The sequence below is a fragment of the Dactylosporangium sp. CA-052675 genome (assembly GCF_050947935.1).
Taxonomy (GTDB): domain Bacteria; phylum Actinomycetota; class Actinomycetes; order Mycobacteriales; family Micromonosporaceae; genus Dactylosporangium.
The window spans coordinates 591,367-608,333 of the sequence record NZ_CP192010.1; the positions used below are offsets into that span (position 1 = coordinate 591,367).

Consider the following 16,967-nt stretch of genomic DNA (forward strand, 5'->3'; position numbering starts at 1 on the left):
ACGGTCATGCCGCCTCCTCGCTGCGCTCGTCGGCCGCCTGACCGTCGGGCTGTGCCCCCTGGTGACCGGCCCCTCCGCTTCGCTCCGGACCGGTCACGGCAACAGCTCCGGGGGCAGCTCGACGACCCGGGAGCGCAGCCACTCGCCGAGGGCCTTGCCCTGGGGGTCGAAGCGGGTGCTGGCCGCGACCCCCTCGCCGAGGATGCCCCGCACGACGAAGTTGACGGCGAGGAGGTTCGGCAGCTCGTACCGCTCGATCGGCAGCGGCCGCGCCTCGGGCAGCAGCTCCCGGAGCCGGTCGGCGGTCAGGTGCTCGCGCAGCCACGCGTAGGCGGGCTCGGCCCGGGCCCAGACGCCGATGTTCGCGTCGCCGCCCTTGTCCCCGCTGCGGGCCCCGAACACCGTGCCCAGCGGGACCGCCACGCCTGGCGGCGGCGGCTGCTGCGAGCCCGGCGAAGTGACGGCGATTGCGAGAGGTTCCGTCGTGGCGGGCGGCTGGATCGTGCGGCGGGTGCCGTCGGGCAGGACGGCCACGTGCGCGACCGCCTCCTGCGGGAGGAAGTGCCCGGTGAACACGCCGAACGGGGTGGCGTCGCCGGGCGGGGCGGTCAGCGCCAGCCCGGGGTAGGAGGCGAGGGCAAGCTCCACCGCGGCCTGGGAGAAGGTGCGCCCGGCCCGCTTCGGATCGGAGTCCCTGATCGACACGGTCAGCAGGGCGCTGGCGGCCGCCTCCGAATCGGCGTCCGGGCGGTCGGTGCGGGCCAGGACGAACTCCAGGCCGTCGGGGCCGAGGGCGTCGGTGAGCTGGGCGCGCACCAGCTCGGCCTTGGACTCGATGTCGAGGCCGCACAGCACGAACGTCATCGCGTTGCGCAGGCCGCCCAGCGAGTTGACGCCGACCTTCAGCGCGGGCGGCGGCGGGGCGCCGCGGACGCCCGAGACGCGCACCCGGTCCGGCCCGTCGGCGGCCAGGCGGATGGAGGCGAAGTCGGCGACCACGTCGGGCCCGGCGTACGCGGGCGCGCCGATCTCGTAGAGCAGCTGCGCGGTCACCGTCTCCACCGTCACCGCCCCGCCGGTGCCCGGGTGCTTGGTGATCACCGCGGAGCCGTCGGCGTGCAGTTCGGCAAGCGGGAAGCCGGGGCGGCGGGCGCGGTCGGGCAGCTCGGTGAAGAACGCGTAGTTGCCGCCCGTCGCCTGGGCCCCGCACTCCAGCACGTGCCCGGCGACGGTGGCCCCCGCGAGCGCGTCGAGGTCGTCGCGGGTCCAGCCGAAGCGGGCGATGCCGGGGCCGACGACGAGCGAGGCGTCGGTGACCCGGCCGGTGACCACGATGTCCGCGCCCGCGTTCAGGCACTCCGCGATGCCGAAGGCGCCGAGGTACGCGTTCGCCGTGAGGCCCGGCACCAGGGCCCTCACGCCGTCGCCCTCCACGTGCGCGACGGCCACGTCCAGACCGAGCCGCGCGGCGAGGGCCCGCACGGCGTCGGCGAGCCCGGCCGGGTTCAGCCCGCCGGCGTTGGTCACCAGGCGGACGCCGCGCTCCCGGGCGGTACCGATCACGGACTCCAACTGGCGCAGAAACGTCTTGGCGTATCCGGTCGCCGGGTCCTTGAGCCGGTCCCGGCCGAGGATGAGCATCGTGAGCTCGGCCAGGTAGTCGCCGGTGAGCACGTCGAGCTCGCCGCCGTCGAGCATCTCGCGCCAGGCCGTGGCCCGGTCGCCGTAGAACCCGGACGCGTTGCCGATCCGCAGCGTCATCGGGTCCTCGCCCGCGGCTCGCGCTTGGCCCCGGGCGGGCCCGCGAACGCCTGCGCCACGCCGAGCCACGCGGCCGCGTGGTCGCCGGTGGCCTGCAGCGCCAGGTCGGCCGGGTGCCGCCGCTGAGTCACCAGCAGGCAGAAGTCGAGGATCGGGCCCGTCACGCGATCGCCGGACGCCTCCGGCCCGAAGGTCACCAGGTCGTCGCCGAGGCTCAGCTCCACGCGGAAGGGGGCCGGCGGGGCCGGTTGCCCGTGGCTTTCGAAGCCGTGGCCGATCGTCCGGTACCCGATGAAGGCGACGTGCCGCAGCCGCTCGGTGGGGCGCAGATGCTCCCGCGCGCGCTCGTCGTCCGGGAACGTCTCGGCGATGTCGCGCCCGTGCGCCCAGGTCTCCATGATTCGCGCCGTCGCGCACGAGACGGGCGACATCGCCGGGCCGAACCAGGGCCGTCGCTCTCCAGGGGGTACCTGTCGCAGCGCCTCGGCCAGCGCCGCGCGCCCCGCCCGCCAGCGCGCCAGCAGCTCGTCCGGCGGCGCGACGCCCGCGGCCGCGGCCCGATCCACGAAGGTCAGCGGGTCGTCCAGCGACTCCGACAACCGGGCGGAGAAGCCGTCCGGGTCCGCGTTGGCCAGCGTGGCCACCTCGTCCGTCCAGTGCAGGTGCGCGATCTGGTGCGCCACGCTCCAGCCGGGCGCGGGCGTCGGATGGCTCCACTGCTGCGGCTCGAGGCCGCCGACCAGCCGGTCGAGCGCCTCCGACTCCGCCGCCAGGTCTCGCAGCACCTCGTCGAGCTGCATCGTCGCGCCTCCTATATCAGCTTCGCCAGCTGGTGCTTCCAGGCCGCCAGGAGCAGGGTGCGGCGCGGGGTGTCGTCGGTGAGCAGGTTCGCCACGCCCAGCCCGCGCAGCAGGTCGAGCGTCGCCTGCACGGCCTCGCGCACGCCCGGCCGCGACTCGTCCGCGCCCAGCACGTCGACGGTGAGCCGGTGCATCTCGCGGCCGACCCGCGCCTCGAGCGGCACGAGCGCGTCTCGCAGCTCGGCGTCGGTGCGCGCGGCGACCCAGACCTCCAGGGCCGCGACGAACAGCGGGCCGGTGAACGCGGCCGCGAGCAGCTCGACGACCCGGTCCAGGCGCTCCTGCCGGTCGCCGGTCAGCGCGGCGGCCTCGACCCGGATCTCCTCGGCCCGCCGCTCGGCCAGGTGCTGCACGGCGGCCAGCACCAGCGCGGCGCGAGTGGGGTAGTGGTGCAGCTGGGCGCCGCGGGAGACGCCGGCGCGCTCGGCGATGACCGTGGTGGTGGCGCCGGACCAGCCGAACTCGTAGAGGCACTCGACGGTGGCCTCGAGCAGGCGCCGCTGCGTGACCCGGCTGCGTTCCTGCATGCCTCTCAGGGTCCTCGCCCGGAAACAAACAGTCAAGACTGATTGTTTTTGGTGCCGAGAAAAGCCGCCCGGGGTGTCTGGGCGGCCTTTTCTTCTTGGAGCTGTCCGGTTCTGCTTCCCGGCGCTTTGAGGGGGACCAGCGGCGGACCTGGCAGCGTCGGCGCGCAGCGCCCAGCGGTGCCTGGCGGGAGCGACGGTCGTGCCCCCGGCGGACCCGAGTCATGCTCGGCCCGCGCCGAGCGCTCTCAGACGCGGGCTCGGCGGGCGAGGCGCTCGGGGTCCATGATGATCACGCTCTTGCCGTCCAGCCGCAGCCAGCCGCGGGAGGCGAAGTCGGCCAGGGCCTTGTTGACCGTCTCGCGGGAGGCGCCGACGAGCTGGGCCATCTCCTCCTGCGTGAGGTCGTGGTTGACCCGCAGCACGCCGCCGTCGCGGGTGCCGAAGCGGCCCGCCATCTGCAGCAGCGTCTTGGCCACGCGGCCGGGCACGTCGGTGAAGATGAGGTCGGCCAGCGAGTCGTTGGTGCGGCGCAGGCGGCGGGCCAGCACGCGCAGCAGCTGCTCGGCGATCTCCGGCCGGTTGGTCAGCCACGGCCGCAGCGCCTGCTTGCGCAGCCGGGCCAGCCGCGTGTCGAGCACGGCGGTGGCGGTGGCGGTGCGCGGCCCGGGGTCGAACAGCGACAGCTCGCCGACCATGTCGCTCGGGCCCATGACGGCGATCAGGTTCTGCCGGCCGTCGGCCGCGCGGCGGCCCACCTTGATCTTGCCGGACAGCACGATGTAGAGACTGTCGCCCGGCTCGCCCTCGCTGAACACGACCTCGCCCTTGCGAACGTCGATCGTCTCCATCTCCTTGGCGAGCGACTCCGCGGCGTCGGCCTCGACCCCCTGGAAAATCCCGCTCCGCGCCAGTACCTCGTCCATCGCGTCCACCTCGTATCCTCGGCGCGTCCTCTCCGCTGCGAAGCGATCGCGCGAACGCCAGTTTATGCATACGGGATCGTGTTCACCGAGGGTGGGCAGGCGGAGATGGTACCGCGCGACCTGCGGCTGGGTCGTCCTCCGCAAGGGCGGCCCGCCGCTCGCGGGGGTGCGATATCTTCGCGTCGGACACGACCAGCCCGTGCTCGCCGTGAGTTCGGGGCGTCGCCGAGTGGTGGAGTGGATCGCATGACGGTGTACGGCGGACCCTCCCGCTGGCCGGACGAGCAGCCCGAGCAGCCGGAGCGGCGCGGCCCTGCGCCCTCTCACCCTGAGCAACCGACGGGAGCGGCCGGAGGTTACGGGGCGCCCACGGGTCGTTTCGACGGATTCGCGGCGGGCCGCAACCCGCGCCCGGAGCCCACCCCGGAGCCCGGCTCCGGCAACGTCTGGGGCGGCGGCTCGTTCGGCGCCGACCGCACCGGTCCGGTCTCCGGCCAGGTCTACGGCTCCCCGCCGGTCGCGCCCCTGTTCGAGCCGGCGCCCGGGCAGCAGCGGCGCCCCGAGGACCTCTACTCCGCCCGGGCCTACGAGCCCGAGGAGCGCGCGGGCCGGCGCAAGCTGCCGCTGCCCGGCGATCCGCCGCCCGCCCGCTCCGGCGGCGGCCGGCGCACCGCGATCATCCTGGGCGCGGTGGCCGCCGTGGTCATCGGCGCCGGAACGGCGGGCGCGGCCACCTTCCTCGGCGGCGGCGACGACAAGCCCGCCTCGACCCAGGGCCCAGCCCAGCAGCCGCAGGGGGGCGGCGGCTCCGACGCGGCCGGGGGCGGTTCGTCCGCGCCCGCCGCCGGCGCGGTCCCCGGCCCGGCGGAGGGCATCACGCTGAGCGCGACCGGCGACATCGTCATGGGCATGGCCCCGGGCGGGCTGCCGCCGAACAACGGCAAGGGCTTCTTCGACCCGGTGAAGGAGTATCTGGTCGCGGACTTCCAGATGGGCAACCTCGAGCAGGTGCTGACCGACGACACCGGCGTGGGCAAGTGCTCGGCCGACACCGCCGGCAAGACCTGCTTCGCCTTCCGCACCCCGCCGGCCTACGTACAGAACCTCACCGACGCCGGCTTCAAGATGATGAACATGGCCAACAACCACGCCTACGACTACGGCGAGGTCGGCTACAAGAACTCGCAGAAGACGCTGGACGGGGCCGGCATCAAGTACACGGGCTGGCCGGGCGACATCTCGGTCGGCGAGGCCAAGGGCGTGAAGATCGCGGTGATCGGATTCGCCTCCTACAAGTGGTCGAACCTCTGCTCCGACCTCGACGCCGCGGAGAAGATCGTCAAGGAGGCCACGACCAAGGCCGACCTCGTGGTCGTGCAGGTCCACATGGGCGCCGAGGGCTCCGACAAGACGCACGCGAAGAACGAGACCGAGATGTTCCTCGGCGAGAACCGCTGCAACCCGGTCGCCTTCAGCCACCGCGTCATCGACGCCGGCGCCGACCTGGTCATCGGGCACGGGCCGCACGTGATGCGCGCGATGGAGTTCTACAAGGGGCGGCTGATCGCCTACAGCCTCGGCAACTTCGCGGGCTACAAGGCGCTGTCCTACAACGGGACGGTCGGCATCGGCGGCGTGCTGAAGGTGACGCTGCTCGGTGACGGTACGTTCAAGGCCGGAAAGCTCACCGCCACCTACATGGTCGCGCCCGGGCTGCCCAAGCCCGACCCGAAGAAGCAGGCCATCCCGTTCGTCTCGAACCTGACGAAGCAGGACTTCCCGAAGACCGGCGCCCAGATCGCGCAGGACGGCACGATCACGCAGCCCGCGGCCTCCTGACGCCTCGGTGCCGGGGCGTCCGGCCGGCGTTGCAATAAGCGGCTGGTTGACTGTGACGGAGTCGCTCGATCGGGGGCCGTACCGGGCGACGTATTGTCGTTGCGTGACCGAGACCGCGTTGGCGTTGAAGCGGCGGGCGCGGCGGATGGGCCGCGCCCTCGTGACGATCCATCCCGACGCGCACTGCGAGCTCGACTTCACCACTCCGCTCGAGCTCGCCGTCGCCACCATCCTGTCCGCCCAGTGCACCGACGAGCGCGTCAACCAGGTGACGCCGAAGCTGTTCGCGCGATACCCGGACGCCGCCGCGTACGCCGCGGCCGACCCGATCGAGATGCAGGAGCTCATCAAGCCGACCGGCTTCTTCCGCAACAAGACCGAGTCGCTCATCGGGCTCGGGCAGGCGCTGGTGGAGCGGCACGGCGGTGAGGTACCGGGAACGCTGAAGGAGCTCGTCGCGCTGCCCGGGATCGGGCGCAAGACCGCCAACGTGATCCTCGGCAACGCCTTCGACGTGCCCGGCATCACGGTCGACACCCACTTCCAGCGCATGGTCCACCGCTGGAAGTGGACGGAGGAGACCGACCCGGTGAAGATCGAGTTCGCCGTCGCGGTGCTGTTCGCGCCGCGGGACTGGACGATGCTCTCGCACCGGATGATCTTCCACGGCCGCCGCGTCTGCCACGCGCGCAAACCGGCCTGCGGGGCGTGCACGCTGCGCAAGGACTGCCCGTCGTACGGTCTGGGCCCGACCGAGGTGGAGGCGGCCGTCAAGCTGCTCAAGGGCCCGCGCGCGGGCGAGCTCGCGGAGCTGGTCCTGTGAGGCGGCTCCGGCTCGCCGCGGCCCTGCTCGCAACGGTCGCGGCGCTCGCGGCCTGCACCGCGGACGTGAAGGCTCCGACGGCCGGCGAGACCGCGGCGAGCACCGGCCCGCGCTGCATCGAGAAGGCGACCACCTCGGCCCCGGCCGCGGCCGCGTCCGGCCCCCAGCTGCCGGCCATGGCGCTGCCCTGCTTCGACGGCGGCCGGTACATCGACGTGGCCGACCTCGGCTCCGAGCCGACGGTCGTGAACCTGTGGGCCTCGTGGTGCGCGCCGTGCCGCGAGGAGCTGCCCGCGCTCGAGCAGGTCGCGGCGGGCGGGAAGGTACGCGTGGTCGGCATCGTCACCAAGGACCGCCACGACCAGGCCCAGTCGGTGATCACGGACGCGAAGCTGACCTTCCCGATGCTGGAGGACCAGGGTCAGCAGTTCGCGGTGGCGGCGAGCCCGCTGGTGTCCAAGGCGCTGGTCACGCTGCCCGCGACGCTGTTCGTGGCCCCGGGCGGGCGCATCGTGTACGCCTACCAGGGCCCGGCGCTCACCGCGGACAAGCTGCGGGAGCTGGCCCGGCAGCATCTGGGGGTGGCGGCGTGACCGAGCCGCCCACGCAGCTGCCCGGCTGGTTCGAGCCGCTGCTCACCAACATCCGCAACACCGACGCGGCCGACTTCACGCGCCTGCCCACGCCCGACGGGGAGGGCCGCCGGCAGAGCGCGGTGCTCGTGCTCTTCGGCGAGGACCCGGTCACCGGCCCCGACATCCTGCTGCTGCAGCGGGCCGCGGACATGCGCAACCACGCCGGCCAGCCCGCGTTCCCCGGCGGCGCGGTCGACCCGGGCGACGCCGACTCGATCGCGTGCGCGCTGCGCGAGGCCGAGGAGGAGGTCGGCCTGGACGCGAGTTCGGTCGAGGTCATCACGACCTTGCCGACGCTGTGGATCCCGGTGAGCAACTTCCTCGTCACGCCGGTCCTCGCCTGGTGGCGCGAGCCGCACCCGGTCGGCCCGGCCGACCCGCGCGAGGTGGCCCGCGTCGAGCGCCTCCCCATCCGCGAGCTGGTCGATCCCGCCCACCGCCTGCGGCTTCGCCACCCCAGCGGATGGATCGGCCCGGCGTTTCGGATTCACGACATGTTGGTCTGGGGCTTCACCGCCGGTGTGCTCTCCACGCTGCTGGAACTCGGCGGATGGGCGGTGGAGTGGCCGACCGGCCGGGTCGAGGAACTGCCGACATCTGGTGCCACACCTGTACGTTGAATGCGTGTCTGGCAGCGTGATCGATCTCGTCCTCCTGCTCCTCATGGTGATGTTCGCCATCAACGGATATCGCCAGGGCTTTCTCGTCGGTCTGCTGTCGTTCGTCGGGTTCTTCGGGGGCGCGCTGCTCGGTCTGCAGCTCGGTCCGATGATCGCCGAGCAGTTCTTCTCCTCCGACCAGGCCCGCGTGGTCGTGTCGCTCTCCGCGGTCTTCGGCCTCGCCGTCGCCGGCCAGGCCCTCGCGAGCTTCGTGGGCAACCGGCTGCGCAACGCGATCGTCAGCCGCAACGCCCAGGCCGTCGACAACGCGGGCGGCGCCGTCGTCTCGGTCGTGGCCGTGCTCCTCGTCGTCTGGCTGGTCGCCGCCCCGCTGAGCACGTCGTCGCTGCCCTGGCTGGCCCGCTCGGTCAGCAACTCGATCATCCTGAACGTGGTCGACAAGGCGATGCCGGCCCAGGCCGACGCGCTCTCCCAGGCGCTGCGCGACACCGTCGACACCCGCGGCTTCCCGGACGTGTTCGACGGGCTCTCGCCGACCCGGGTCAAGGAGGTCTCGCCGCCGGACCCGAAGCTCGCGGGCTCCGAGCTGGTCAAGAACGCCAAGAAGTCCGTGGTCAAGGTCCTCGGCCAGGCGCCGAGCTGCTCGCGGCGCATCGAGGGCTCCGGCTTCGTGTACTCCCAGAACCGCGTCATGACCAACGCCCACGTCGTCGCCGGCACCAAGACCGTGAGCGTCCTCGTCGACGGCTCCTCGCGCCCGCTGCCCGCGACCGTGGTCGCCTACGACCCGAAGCGGGACATCGCGGTCCTCTACGTCAAGAGCCTCAACGCCCCGGTCCTGCCCTTCGCCGCGAAGAAGGCCGAGTCCAACGACGACGCGATCGTGCTCGGGTACCCGCTCGACGGGCCGTACGACGCGCAGTCGGCCCGCATCCGCGACCACCGCGACATCACCGGCCCGGACATCTACGACAAGGACAAGGTGACCCGGGAGATCTACACGATCCGGGCGCTGGTCCGCTCCGGCAACTCCGGCGGCCCGCTGCTGTCCACGGACGGCCAGGTCATCGGGGTCATCTTCGCCGCGGCGGCGGACGATCCGCAGACGGGCTTCGCGGTGACGGCGGACGAGGCGTCGCAGGTCGCCGAGGCGGGCAAGCAGCATACCGACCCGACGCAGACGGGGGAGTGCGCCTAGCCTCCCGCGCACTGGCACTCCGCCGAGCGTCTTCGGCCGCCATGGCGGCTCGGGTCCGGACCGTGCGCGGCGGTTACAGCGTGGTCGAGTTCCGGGCGCGGCGGCGGTGATGGAGGAGTACGCCGGAAGCGCCCGCGAGGGAGATCACCAGCACCGCCGTGAGGCCCGCGACCGCGCCGGCCTCCGTGCGCGCGTCGTCGGCCAGCTGCCGCAGGTCCGGCTCCGCGGACGTCTCCGGCATCGGCGCCGCCCCGCCCGGCCGCAGCGGCCCGGCCTCCGCGTCCTCGGCCCGCTCGTCGCCGGCCGGGGCCACCGCCGGTCCCGGCCCCGAGGCGTCCTCGGCGAGCGGGTTGGTCGCGACCTCCCCGACGGTGTCGCGCAGCGCCGCGACCGGGTCCACCTCGCCGTAGCCGAACCGGTCGTCGCGCCCCTTGGGCCCGAGGTCCTTGGCCGTGCCGATGAGCCGGTTGATGACGTTCGCGGCGCTCATCTTCGGGAACCGGGCGCGCACCAGCGAGGCCGCCCCGGCCACAAGCGGGGTCGCGAAGCTGGTGCCCTGCACCTGCCAGTACCCGCCGCCGGGCTTCGCCCCGGTGAGCTCCACCGCCGGGGCGGTCAGCACCGTCTCGGGCCCGGTGAGCGAGCCGGACCAGAGCACGTCACCCTTGGAGGTGCCGGTCCGCGCGCCGAGGCCGGCCACCGCCACGACTCCGGGCTCCCGCGCCGGGTACCAGACCTGGTGGATCGACGGGTCGGTGGCGATGTTGCCGGTACACGCGACGACCACGACATCGTGCGCCGCCGCGTACCGCAGCGCCTCCGCGATCACCTCGCTGCGCAGCGCTCCCCCGAGCGAAAGGTTGATCACCGAGGCCCGGTGGTCCACCGCCCAGTGCACCGCCTTGGCCACGACACCCGGATCGTCGTACTTGTTCGCCGTGTCCAGCACCCGGATCGGCAGGATCTTGGCCCCGGGCGCGATCCCCCCGGCCCCCGAACGATTCCGGTTGTTGCCCGCGATGAGCCCGGCGACGGTCGTACCGTGCCCGACCGGGTCGACCGTCCCCTCGTCCCCCGCCGCGGGGTCGACGAGATCCAGCCCCGGCAGCACCTGCCCGGCAAGATCCGGGTGGGTGGCGTCCACCCCGCTGTCGATGACGGCGACGATCACGCCCTTGCCGGTCGAGACCTTCCAGGCATCGCGCGCGTCGAGGGCGGTGAGCTGCCACTGCTCGCCGCGGGCCTCGTACGCGACCGCGGCCGCCGGCCCGACCCCGACCCCCACCGCACAGGCGAGCGCCGCCGACAGCCCCAGAGCAAGGGCACGGCCGGCGGCGCGGGCGATGGAGGTGAGCGCGATGGAGACATTCTGGACCGTCTTGGTCGGATCTGTCAGGCGTCTGGCCACACCTCGCCGAAAGGTGGTAACCCATTCGGCCCGGCGCTTACAACGTCTCCTCCGCACGCCCCCGCCCCGCCCCACCGACGCTGTGCTGGGGAGCGCTCGCCGGCTCACTCGCACCACGCTGGGGAAGCACGCGGTCGGCAACTCCGGCCACGCGAGCGTCTTCGTAACTCACCCGTCCGGACCGGCGGCCGCGCCGAGCGATGCGAGGCGTCGAGGCGCGGCGGGCTGATGTGTTTTGTGCGGGCGCGCGGCGGCGGTTGGTTCGAGGCGTCGAGGCGCGGCGGGTGGATGTGTTCGTGTGGGCGCGCGGCGGCGGTTGGTTCGAGGCGTCTCTGCGCGGCTGGGCGGGTGGGGTGTAGCGCGGCCGGTGGTGGAGGCGCTTGTTCCGGGTGCGGCGGCGGGGGCGTCCGTGCGTGATCTGTTCGCGTGGGGCCACAGCGCGGTTCGGCGCGTCGGCGCGCGACCTGGCTGATGCGGCACGGCCTGGCAGAGTCGAGCCCTCCTGCTGCCCGACCCCGCACGGCCCAACCCACTGGATGGCCCGGCCGCAACCCGCCCGGCATGTTCCTCGGCCACGGCGACCAGCCGGCCGCCGCGGTGCCCAGCACCAATCGGCCCGGTGCACCAACTCGGGCGACCCCAACTCGGGCGGCGCTTCCGACTCCAGCGCCCCGACTCCGGCGGCCCCAACTCGGGCCCGGCCCGGTGCAGCTCAGCCCGACTCAACCCGGCCCGGCGCAGCTCAGCCTGGCCCAACGCGGTCCGACCTGGCCTGGCCCAGCCCGGCTCGAAGGCACCGGCCCGCACCAGCCCGCGCCGGCCCGCGCCGGCCCAGAACGGCTGTGTGTGGGCCGCCTCGAAGGGGGTCAGGCGGCGGGGCAGTCGGCGATCTGAATCAGCGTGCCGCTCTCCTTCCGTGTGACCAGTCGAGCGCGGCCCGGCGGCAGAGCGCTGAACCGCACATTGTTCAAGGCCAGGCTCTCGTCCCGATCGCCCGACATGAGCACGACCGGCGAAGCGAGCTCGCGCAGCCGCTGCAGCACCGGCTCGAAGAGCGCGCGTCCGACGCCGCCGCTGTGCCGGGCGACGATCAGGTGCAGCCCGATGTCGCGGGCCTGCGCGAGGTAGGGCAGCAGCGGTGTGAGCGGGTTGCCGGCGGCCGTCGGCACCAGGTCGTAGTCGTCGACCAGCACGAAGCACTGCGGCCCGCTCCACCAGCTGCGGTTGCGCAGCTGGTCCTCGGTCACGTCCGGCCCGGGCAGGCGCCGCTGCATGTAGTCCGCGACCGAGGCGATGAGGTCGACGGTCTGCTGCGTCCCCGTGCCGTATCCGATCAGGTGCTCCGTCCGCACCGCCCCGAGCAGGCTGCGCCGATGGTCGATCAGCACGATCCGCGCCTCCTCCGGCGTGAACCGGGTGCTGATCGAGGTCGCCAGGCCGCGCAGCAGCGTCGACTTGCCGCACTCGGCGTCGCCGAAGGCCAGCAGGTGCGGCTCGACCGCGAAGTCGATGCGCACCGGGCGCAGGTCGGACTCGGCGATGCCGATCGGCAGCGCGAGCGGGTTCTCCGGGTCGGCGTCGTCGGCGATCTCGGACCAGGGCACCGACGCGGGGAGCATCCGCACCGGCCGGGCGGGCGCGCCGGGCCAGGCCGAGGCGATCGTCCGCACCAGGTCTGCGGGCTCGGCCCCGTGCAGCCGCGGCTGCACGACGAGCAGGTGCAGCCCGTCCTGCGTCATCCCGCGCCCCGGCGCCTCGAGCGGCACGGCCGCGGCCGCCCGGCGCGGGCCGAACGAGTCGCCGGGGTCGCCGAGCCGCAGCTCGATCCGTGCCCCGAGCAGGTCGCGGAGGCCGGACTGGAAGTCCATCCAGCGCGAGGCGGAGACGACCACGTGGATGCCGTAGGACAGCCCGCGCGTGGCGATGTCGACCACCACCGCTACAAGGTCCTCGTAGTCCTTGCGCACGCTGGGCCAGCCGTCGACGACCAGGAACACGTCGCCCCAGCCGTCGTCGGGGCTCCCGGGCCCGCCGGCCGCGCGCCGCCGCCGGTAGGTGGGCATCCCGTCGATCCCGGCCGCGGCGAAGCGCTGCTCGCGCGCCGCGAGCAGGGCGGCGACCTCGCCGACCGTGCGCCGGACCGCGTTGGCGTCCAGGCGCCCCGCGACCCCGCCGACGTGGGGCAGCTCCCGCAGTGCGGCGAGCTGGCCGCCGCCGAAGTCCAGGCAGTACACCTGGATCTCGGCCGGTGTGTGAGTGAGCGCCAGGGCCGTGACCAGCGTGCGCAGCGCCACCGACTTGCCGCTGTGCGGCCCGCCCACCACCGCGACGTGCCCCTGGGCGCCGTCGAGCCGGAACCACAGCACGTCCCGGCGCTGCTCGAGCGGGTTGTCGATGAGCGCGACCGGCACCTGGAGCGCTCCGTGCAGCTGCGGGCCGGTGACGGTCAGCCCGCGGCCGGGGTCGACCGCCACCGGCCCGAGCACGTCGTCCAGCGGTGCCGAGGAGGCCAGCGGCGGCAGCCACACCTGGTGCGCGGGCACGCCCCGCCCGGCGAGCTGGTCGACGATGATGTCGAGCAGGCTCTCGCCCTCCGGCGCCTCGGACGGCTCCAGCTCGGGCTCGGGCGCGGGCGGCGCGGGCACGTACCGCGTCCCGTATGCCATCACCCGAGGCCGCCCGTCGCCGCCGGCGCTCGCCGCGGCCCGCCCCGCCCGCCGCCACACCTCGCCCACGTAGGCGCCCTTGAACCGGGTCAGCGGCTCGGTGCCGGACTTGAGGATGCCGTGCCCGCCGGGCTTCTTCGGCAGCTCGTACGCATCCGGCACCCCCAGCACCGTCCGGGACTCGAGCGAGTTGAAGGTGCGCAGGCCGATCCGGTACGACAGGTGCGTGTCCAGCCCCCGCAGCCGGCCCTCCTCCAGCCGCTGCGAGGCGAGCAGCAGGTGGATGCCCAGCGACCGGCCCACCCGCCCGATCTGCACGAACAGGTCGATGAAGTCCGGCTTGGCCTCCAGCAGCTCGCTGAACTCGTCGACCACCACCAGCAGGCTCGGCAGCGGGGCCAGCGGCGCACCCCCGGCCCGGGCCCGCTCGTAGTCGCGGACCGAGTCGTAGTCGCCCGCCCGGCGCAGCACCTCCTGGCGGCGGACCACCTCGCCGGTGATCGCGTCGGTCATGCGGTCGACCAGCAGCAGCTCCGAGCGCAGGTTGGAGATGAACGCGGCCACGTGCGGGAGGCGGTCCATCCGGGCGAAGGTCGCGCCGCCCTTGTAGTCGATGAGCACGAAGTTGAGCGTCTCGGACGAGTGCGTCGCGGCGAGGCCGAGCACCAGCGTGCGCAGCAGCTCCGACTTGCCGGAGCCGGTCGCCCCGATGAGCAGCCCGTGCGGGCCCATCCCGTCCTCGGCCGACTCCTTGAGGTCCAGGTCGACCGGCTGGCCCTGCGGCCCGACCCCGATCGCGATGCGCAGCCGGTCGCGGTGCGGCCGCGGGGCCCACGACTTCGCGAGGTCCAGCCGCTCCGGGTCGCCGATCTCCAGCAGCGCCGGGAAGTCCAGCTCGGCACCGGCGTCCCGCCCCTCGCCCGGCGGCCCGTCGAGGCCGGTCGCGGCCGCCAGCCGCAGCGGCGCCAGCCGGCGGGCGACGGCCTCGGCCTCGGCGACGTCGAGCGCGTCGGCGACCCCGATCGCCGGCGGTGGCTCGGCGACGTCGTGGTCGGCGGTGATCGTGGCGAGCCGGCCGCCGACGGTGTCCAGGACGATCGCCGACCGGTCGAGCAGCCGCGGCGGCTCCCGGTCGAGGTCCACGATGGTCACCCCGTCGATGCCGCCGTCGGTGCCCAGGTGCGCGCGGCCCGACAGGTCGCCGCCGTCGAGCACCACCACGATGTAGGGCGCGGTCGGCGGCCCCTCCCGCTCGGCGTCGAACCGGCCGCGGCTGCGCAGCAGGTCGTCGAGGCGCTCCTCGAGCTCCCCGGCGGTCTCGGCGAAGAGGCGTACCGGGCCGAGCGCGTCGGTCCGAGTGGGGTGCAGGGCATGGGGCAGCCACTTCGTCCACTCCCACCACGCGCGCCGGTCGGGCCCGGCGCAGACCGCGACGAGCAGGTCGTCGGGCGCGTGGAACACCGTGAGCTGCGCGAGGACGGCCCGGGCCAGCGCCCGCGCCGGGTCGTGCTCGCCGGTCGGCCCGGAGGCGGCCCGCCCCGCGCGCAGGTGGACCCGGGCGAAGCTGCGCAGCGAGACGGCCACCGGGAGGCCGGGGACCACCGAGTAGGCGTCGAGGAACCTTCGCAGCGCGGCCGCGGTCATCGGCTCCAGGTCCTGCAGCGGGCGGGTCGCCGGCGGGATGAGCGGCGTGGCGAGCGTCTGCGGGCCGGTCGCGACCCGCACGATGGCGAAGTCACCGTCGGTGGCTCGCCGTTCCCACAGCCGGTAGCCGTCGACCGAGGACCAGAGCGCGTGCGGGTCCGGGTGCCGGTAGTGCAGACCGGTGCGCTGCCGGGCCGCGGTCTCGCGCACTCGCCGGCGCAGCTGGGCGAGGTGGCGCAGGTATTCCCGGCGGGCCGCGACCATCTCGGCCTTCTTCGGCGAGCCGGCACCGGTGGACGTGAGCAGCATGCCGAGCGTCGAGAAGCCGAAGACGGCGCCGATGACATAGGAGTAGGTCCCGCCCTCGCGTCCGGCGAAGAGCAGGGCCGTCGCGACGGTGCCGGTGAGCATCGGCACCACCTGCACCAGCTGCTGCCAGCGGGATGCGGGGGGCGGCGGGATCTCCGGCGGTGGGCTCACGACGATCTCCCCGCTCGGGATCTCCGGAGCGGGCCGGCGCGGGGAACGCTTCACGACGACCGTGGTCACGCCGGAAACCCTAAGTGAGGGGTACGACACTTTTCCGCCCCGGACCATTGATCGTGACGACTTGTTCACGCTGTGAAATCGGCGGGCGCTCGGGGGCGACGCGTGCCGACGGATCGTGGTAGTTCTATGCCCATGTCCACTGCCGCGGCCGGTCTGGCCCGCATCACGATCAACGCGCCCGGGCGGCGCGTCGATGTTGCGGTGCCTGATGCGGTACCGCTGGCTGAACTGCTTCCCGAGCTCCTGCGGCACGCGGGCGACGGGCTCGCCGACGAGGGTGAACGGCACGGCGGATGGCTGCTGCGGCGGGCCGACGGCACCACGCTGTCGACCGCCGCCGGGCTGGCCGGGCAGGGGGTGCGCGACGGCACCGTCCTGCACCTGGTCCCGGCCCGCACCGGCTGGCCCGAGCTGGAATACGACGACGTGGTCGAGGCCATCGCCGCGGGCGCGCGCCGGCAGGGCCTGCCGTGGGGCCCGGCCGCGACCCGGGCGGCCGCGATCGGGGTCGCCGGGGCCGGGCTTTTTGTCGCGCTGATCGCCGTCGTGCGGGCCGAGCTGCCCCTGGCCGCCGCGGCCGTCGCCGCCGGGCTGCTGCTGGCCGGCGTCACGGCGTCGCGGGCCTACGGTGACGCGCTGGTCGGTGCGAACCTGGCCGCCTACGCGCTGCCGTTCGCGGCCGCCGCAGCGGGTGGCTGGCGGCGCCCGCGGCCGCCGCGACGCCGGACCGCGCGCTGCTCGCAGCCGTGGCGCTCCTGCTCGCCGCGCTCGTCGGCGCCGTCGGTGTCGCGCACCTGATGCGGCTGTTCGCGGCCGGCGCGACCGTGGGCGTGTTCGGCTCGCTGGCCGGGCTCCTCGCCACCGTGACCCGCCCGGCCGCCGCGGCCGCGGTGCTGCTCGCCGTGCTGGTGGCGGGCGTGGCCGGGCTGCCGCTGCTGGCCATCCGGCTCGGCCGCCTGCCGATGCCGGTCGTGGCCACGCCGGCCGACCTCTCCCCGGGCGGGCGCGGGCCGGCCGCCGACCGGGGCCGGATCTTCGCCGCCGTCGCGCGCACCGACGAGCTGCTCACGGGGATGTTGATCGGGCTCGCCGCGGCCGCCGTGGGCGGGTCACTGGTGCTCGCCCGGTCCGGGGACGTCTCGGGCACCGTGCTCGTCGCGGTCGCCGCGGCCGCGCTGCTGCTGCGCGCCCGCACCTTCCTGACCATCCGGCAACGGCTGCCGCTGATCGGGGCCGGGGTGGCGGGTTTCGCCCTGCTCGCACTGTTCGCCGGGTTCGACGCCCGGATCGTCGCTGCCGTGGTACCGCTGGTGGCGCTCGGCGTCGCCGTGGCGGGAGCGCGGGCGGCGTCGCATCCGCCCTCGCCCTACCTCGGGCGCGCGGCGGATCTGCTCGACACCCTGTGCGTGGTCACGGTGGTGCCGCTCGCCTGCGCGGTTGTGGGGTTGTACGGCTTGTTCCTCTGAAAACACCGAAGGCGCTGAGCACCGAAGGCGCTGAGCACCGAAGGCGCT

The 16,967-nt window shown here is 74.1% G+C and carries 11 protein-coding genes and 1 pseudogene; 6 read left to right on the plus strand and 6 right to left on the minus strand.

Annotation, left to right across the window (positions count from 1 at the left end; translation table 11 throughout):
• Nucleotides 1-93: 93 nt before the first annotated feature.
• From ACQP1P_RS02650 to ACQP1P_RS02665, 4 genes are all read right to left on the minus strand, one after another.
• Nucleotides 94-1,761: an acyclic terpene utilization AtuA family protein gene (locus tag ACQP1P_RS02650; protein ID WP_433082759.1), complete on the minus strand. Its 1,668-nt coding sequence runs from the start codon at nt 1,759-1,761 to the stop codon at nt 94-96.
• Nucleotides 1,758-2,561, minus strand: coding sequence for a TIGR03084 family metal-binding protein (locus ACQP1P_RS02655; RefSeq protein ID WP_433082761.1), 804 nt, complete (start codon nt 2,559-2,561; stop codon nt 1,758-1,760). The genes ACQP1P_RS02650 and ACQP1P_RS02655 overlap by 4 nt, the downstream gene beginning before the upstream one ends.
• A gap of 11 nt (nt 2,562-2,572) precedes the next feature.
• The gene (locus tag ACQP1P_RS02660) at nt 2,573-3,148 is read right to left on the minus strand and encodes a TetR/AcrR family transcriptional regulator (RefSeq protein WP_433082763.1); all 576 of its coding nucleotides are present in this window, start codon (nt 3,146-3,148) and stop codon (nt 2,573-2,575) included.
• A 245-nt stretch (nt 3,149-3,393) separates the two neighbouring features.
• Nucleotides 3,394-4,071: a Crp/Fnr family transcriptional regulator gene (locus ACQP1P_RS02665; protein WP_426509797.1), complete on the minus strand. Its 678-nt coding sequence runs from the start codon at nt 4,069-4,071 to the stop codon at nt 3,394-3,396.
• A 624-nt stretch (nt 4,072-4,695) separates the two neighbouring features.
• On the opposite strand from ACQP1P_RS02665, the gene ACQP1P_RS02670 reads away from it, so the two are divergent.
• From ACQP1P_RS02670 to ACQP1P_RS02690, 5 genes are all read left to right on the plus strand, one after another.
• On the plus strand, nt 4,696-5,910 hold the full coding sequence (locus tag ACQP1P_RS02670) for a CapA family protein (RefSeq protein WP_433089788.1): 1,215 nt from the start codon (nt 4,696-4,698) through the stop codon (nt 5,908-5,910).
• A gap of 145 nt (nt 5,911-6,055) precedes the next feature.
• Entirely contained in the window at nt 6,056-6,733 is a 678-nt protein-coding gene (gene nth, locus ACQP1P_RS02675; protein WP_433089790.1) for an endonuclease III, read from the plus strand.
• Entirely contained in the window at nt 6,730-7,326 is a 597-nt protein-coding gene (locus ACQP1P_RS02680) for a TlpA family protein disulfide reductase (RefSeq protein WP_433082765.1), read from the plus strand. Before nth ends, ACQP1P_RS02680 begins: the two co-directional genes overlap by 4 nt.
• Entirely contained in the window at nt 7,323-7,988 is a 666-nt protein-coding gene (locus tag ACQP1P_RS02685; RefSeq protein ID WP_433082767.1) for an NUDIX hydrolase, read from the plus strand. The genes ACQP1P_RS02680 and ACQP1P_RS02685 overlap by 4 nt, the downstream gene beginning before the upstream one ends.
• Before the next feature lie 43 nt (nt 7,989-8,031).
• On the plus strand, nt 8,032-9,186 hold the full coding sequence (locus tag ACQP1P_RS02690) for a MarP family serine protease (RefSeq protein ID WP_433089792.1): 1,155 nt from the start codon (nt 8,032-8,034) through the stop codon (nt 9,184-9,186).
• A 73-nt stretch (nt 9,187-9,259) separates the two neighbouring features.
• Here the strand turns inward: ACQP1P_RS02690 and mycP are convergent, their stop codons facing one another.
• The gene (gene mycP, locus ACQP1P_RS02695) at nt 9,260-10,594 is read right to left on the minus strand and encodes a type VII secretion-associated serine protease mycosin (RefSeq protein ID WP_433082769.1); all 1,335 of its coding nucleotides are present in this window, start codon (nt 10,592-10,594) and stop codon (nt 9,260-9,262) included.
• A gap of 866 nt (nt 10,595-11,460) precedes the next feature.
• Nucleotides 11,461-15,453 (minus strand): type VII secretion protein EccCa, encoded by a 3,993-nt coding sequence (gene eccCa / locus ACQP1P_RS02700; RefSeq protein ID WP_433082771.1) that lies wholly within the window; start codon nt 15,451-15,453, stop codon nt 11,461-11,463.
• Nucleotides 15,454-15,585: 132 nt separating this feature from the next.
• On the opposite strand from eccCa, the pseudogene eccD reads away from it, so the two are divergent.
• Nucleotides 15,586-16,919: pseudogene (gene eccD / locus ACQP1P_RS02705) on the plus strand (type VII secretion integral membrane protein EccD).
• Nucleotides 16,920-16,967 lie beyond the last annotated feature (48 nt).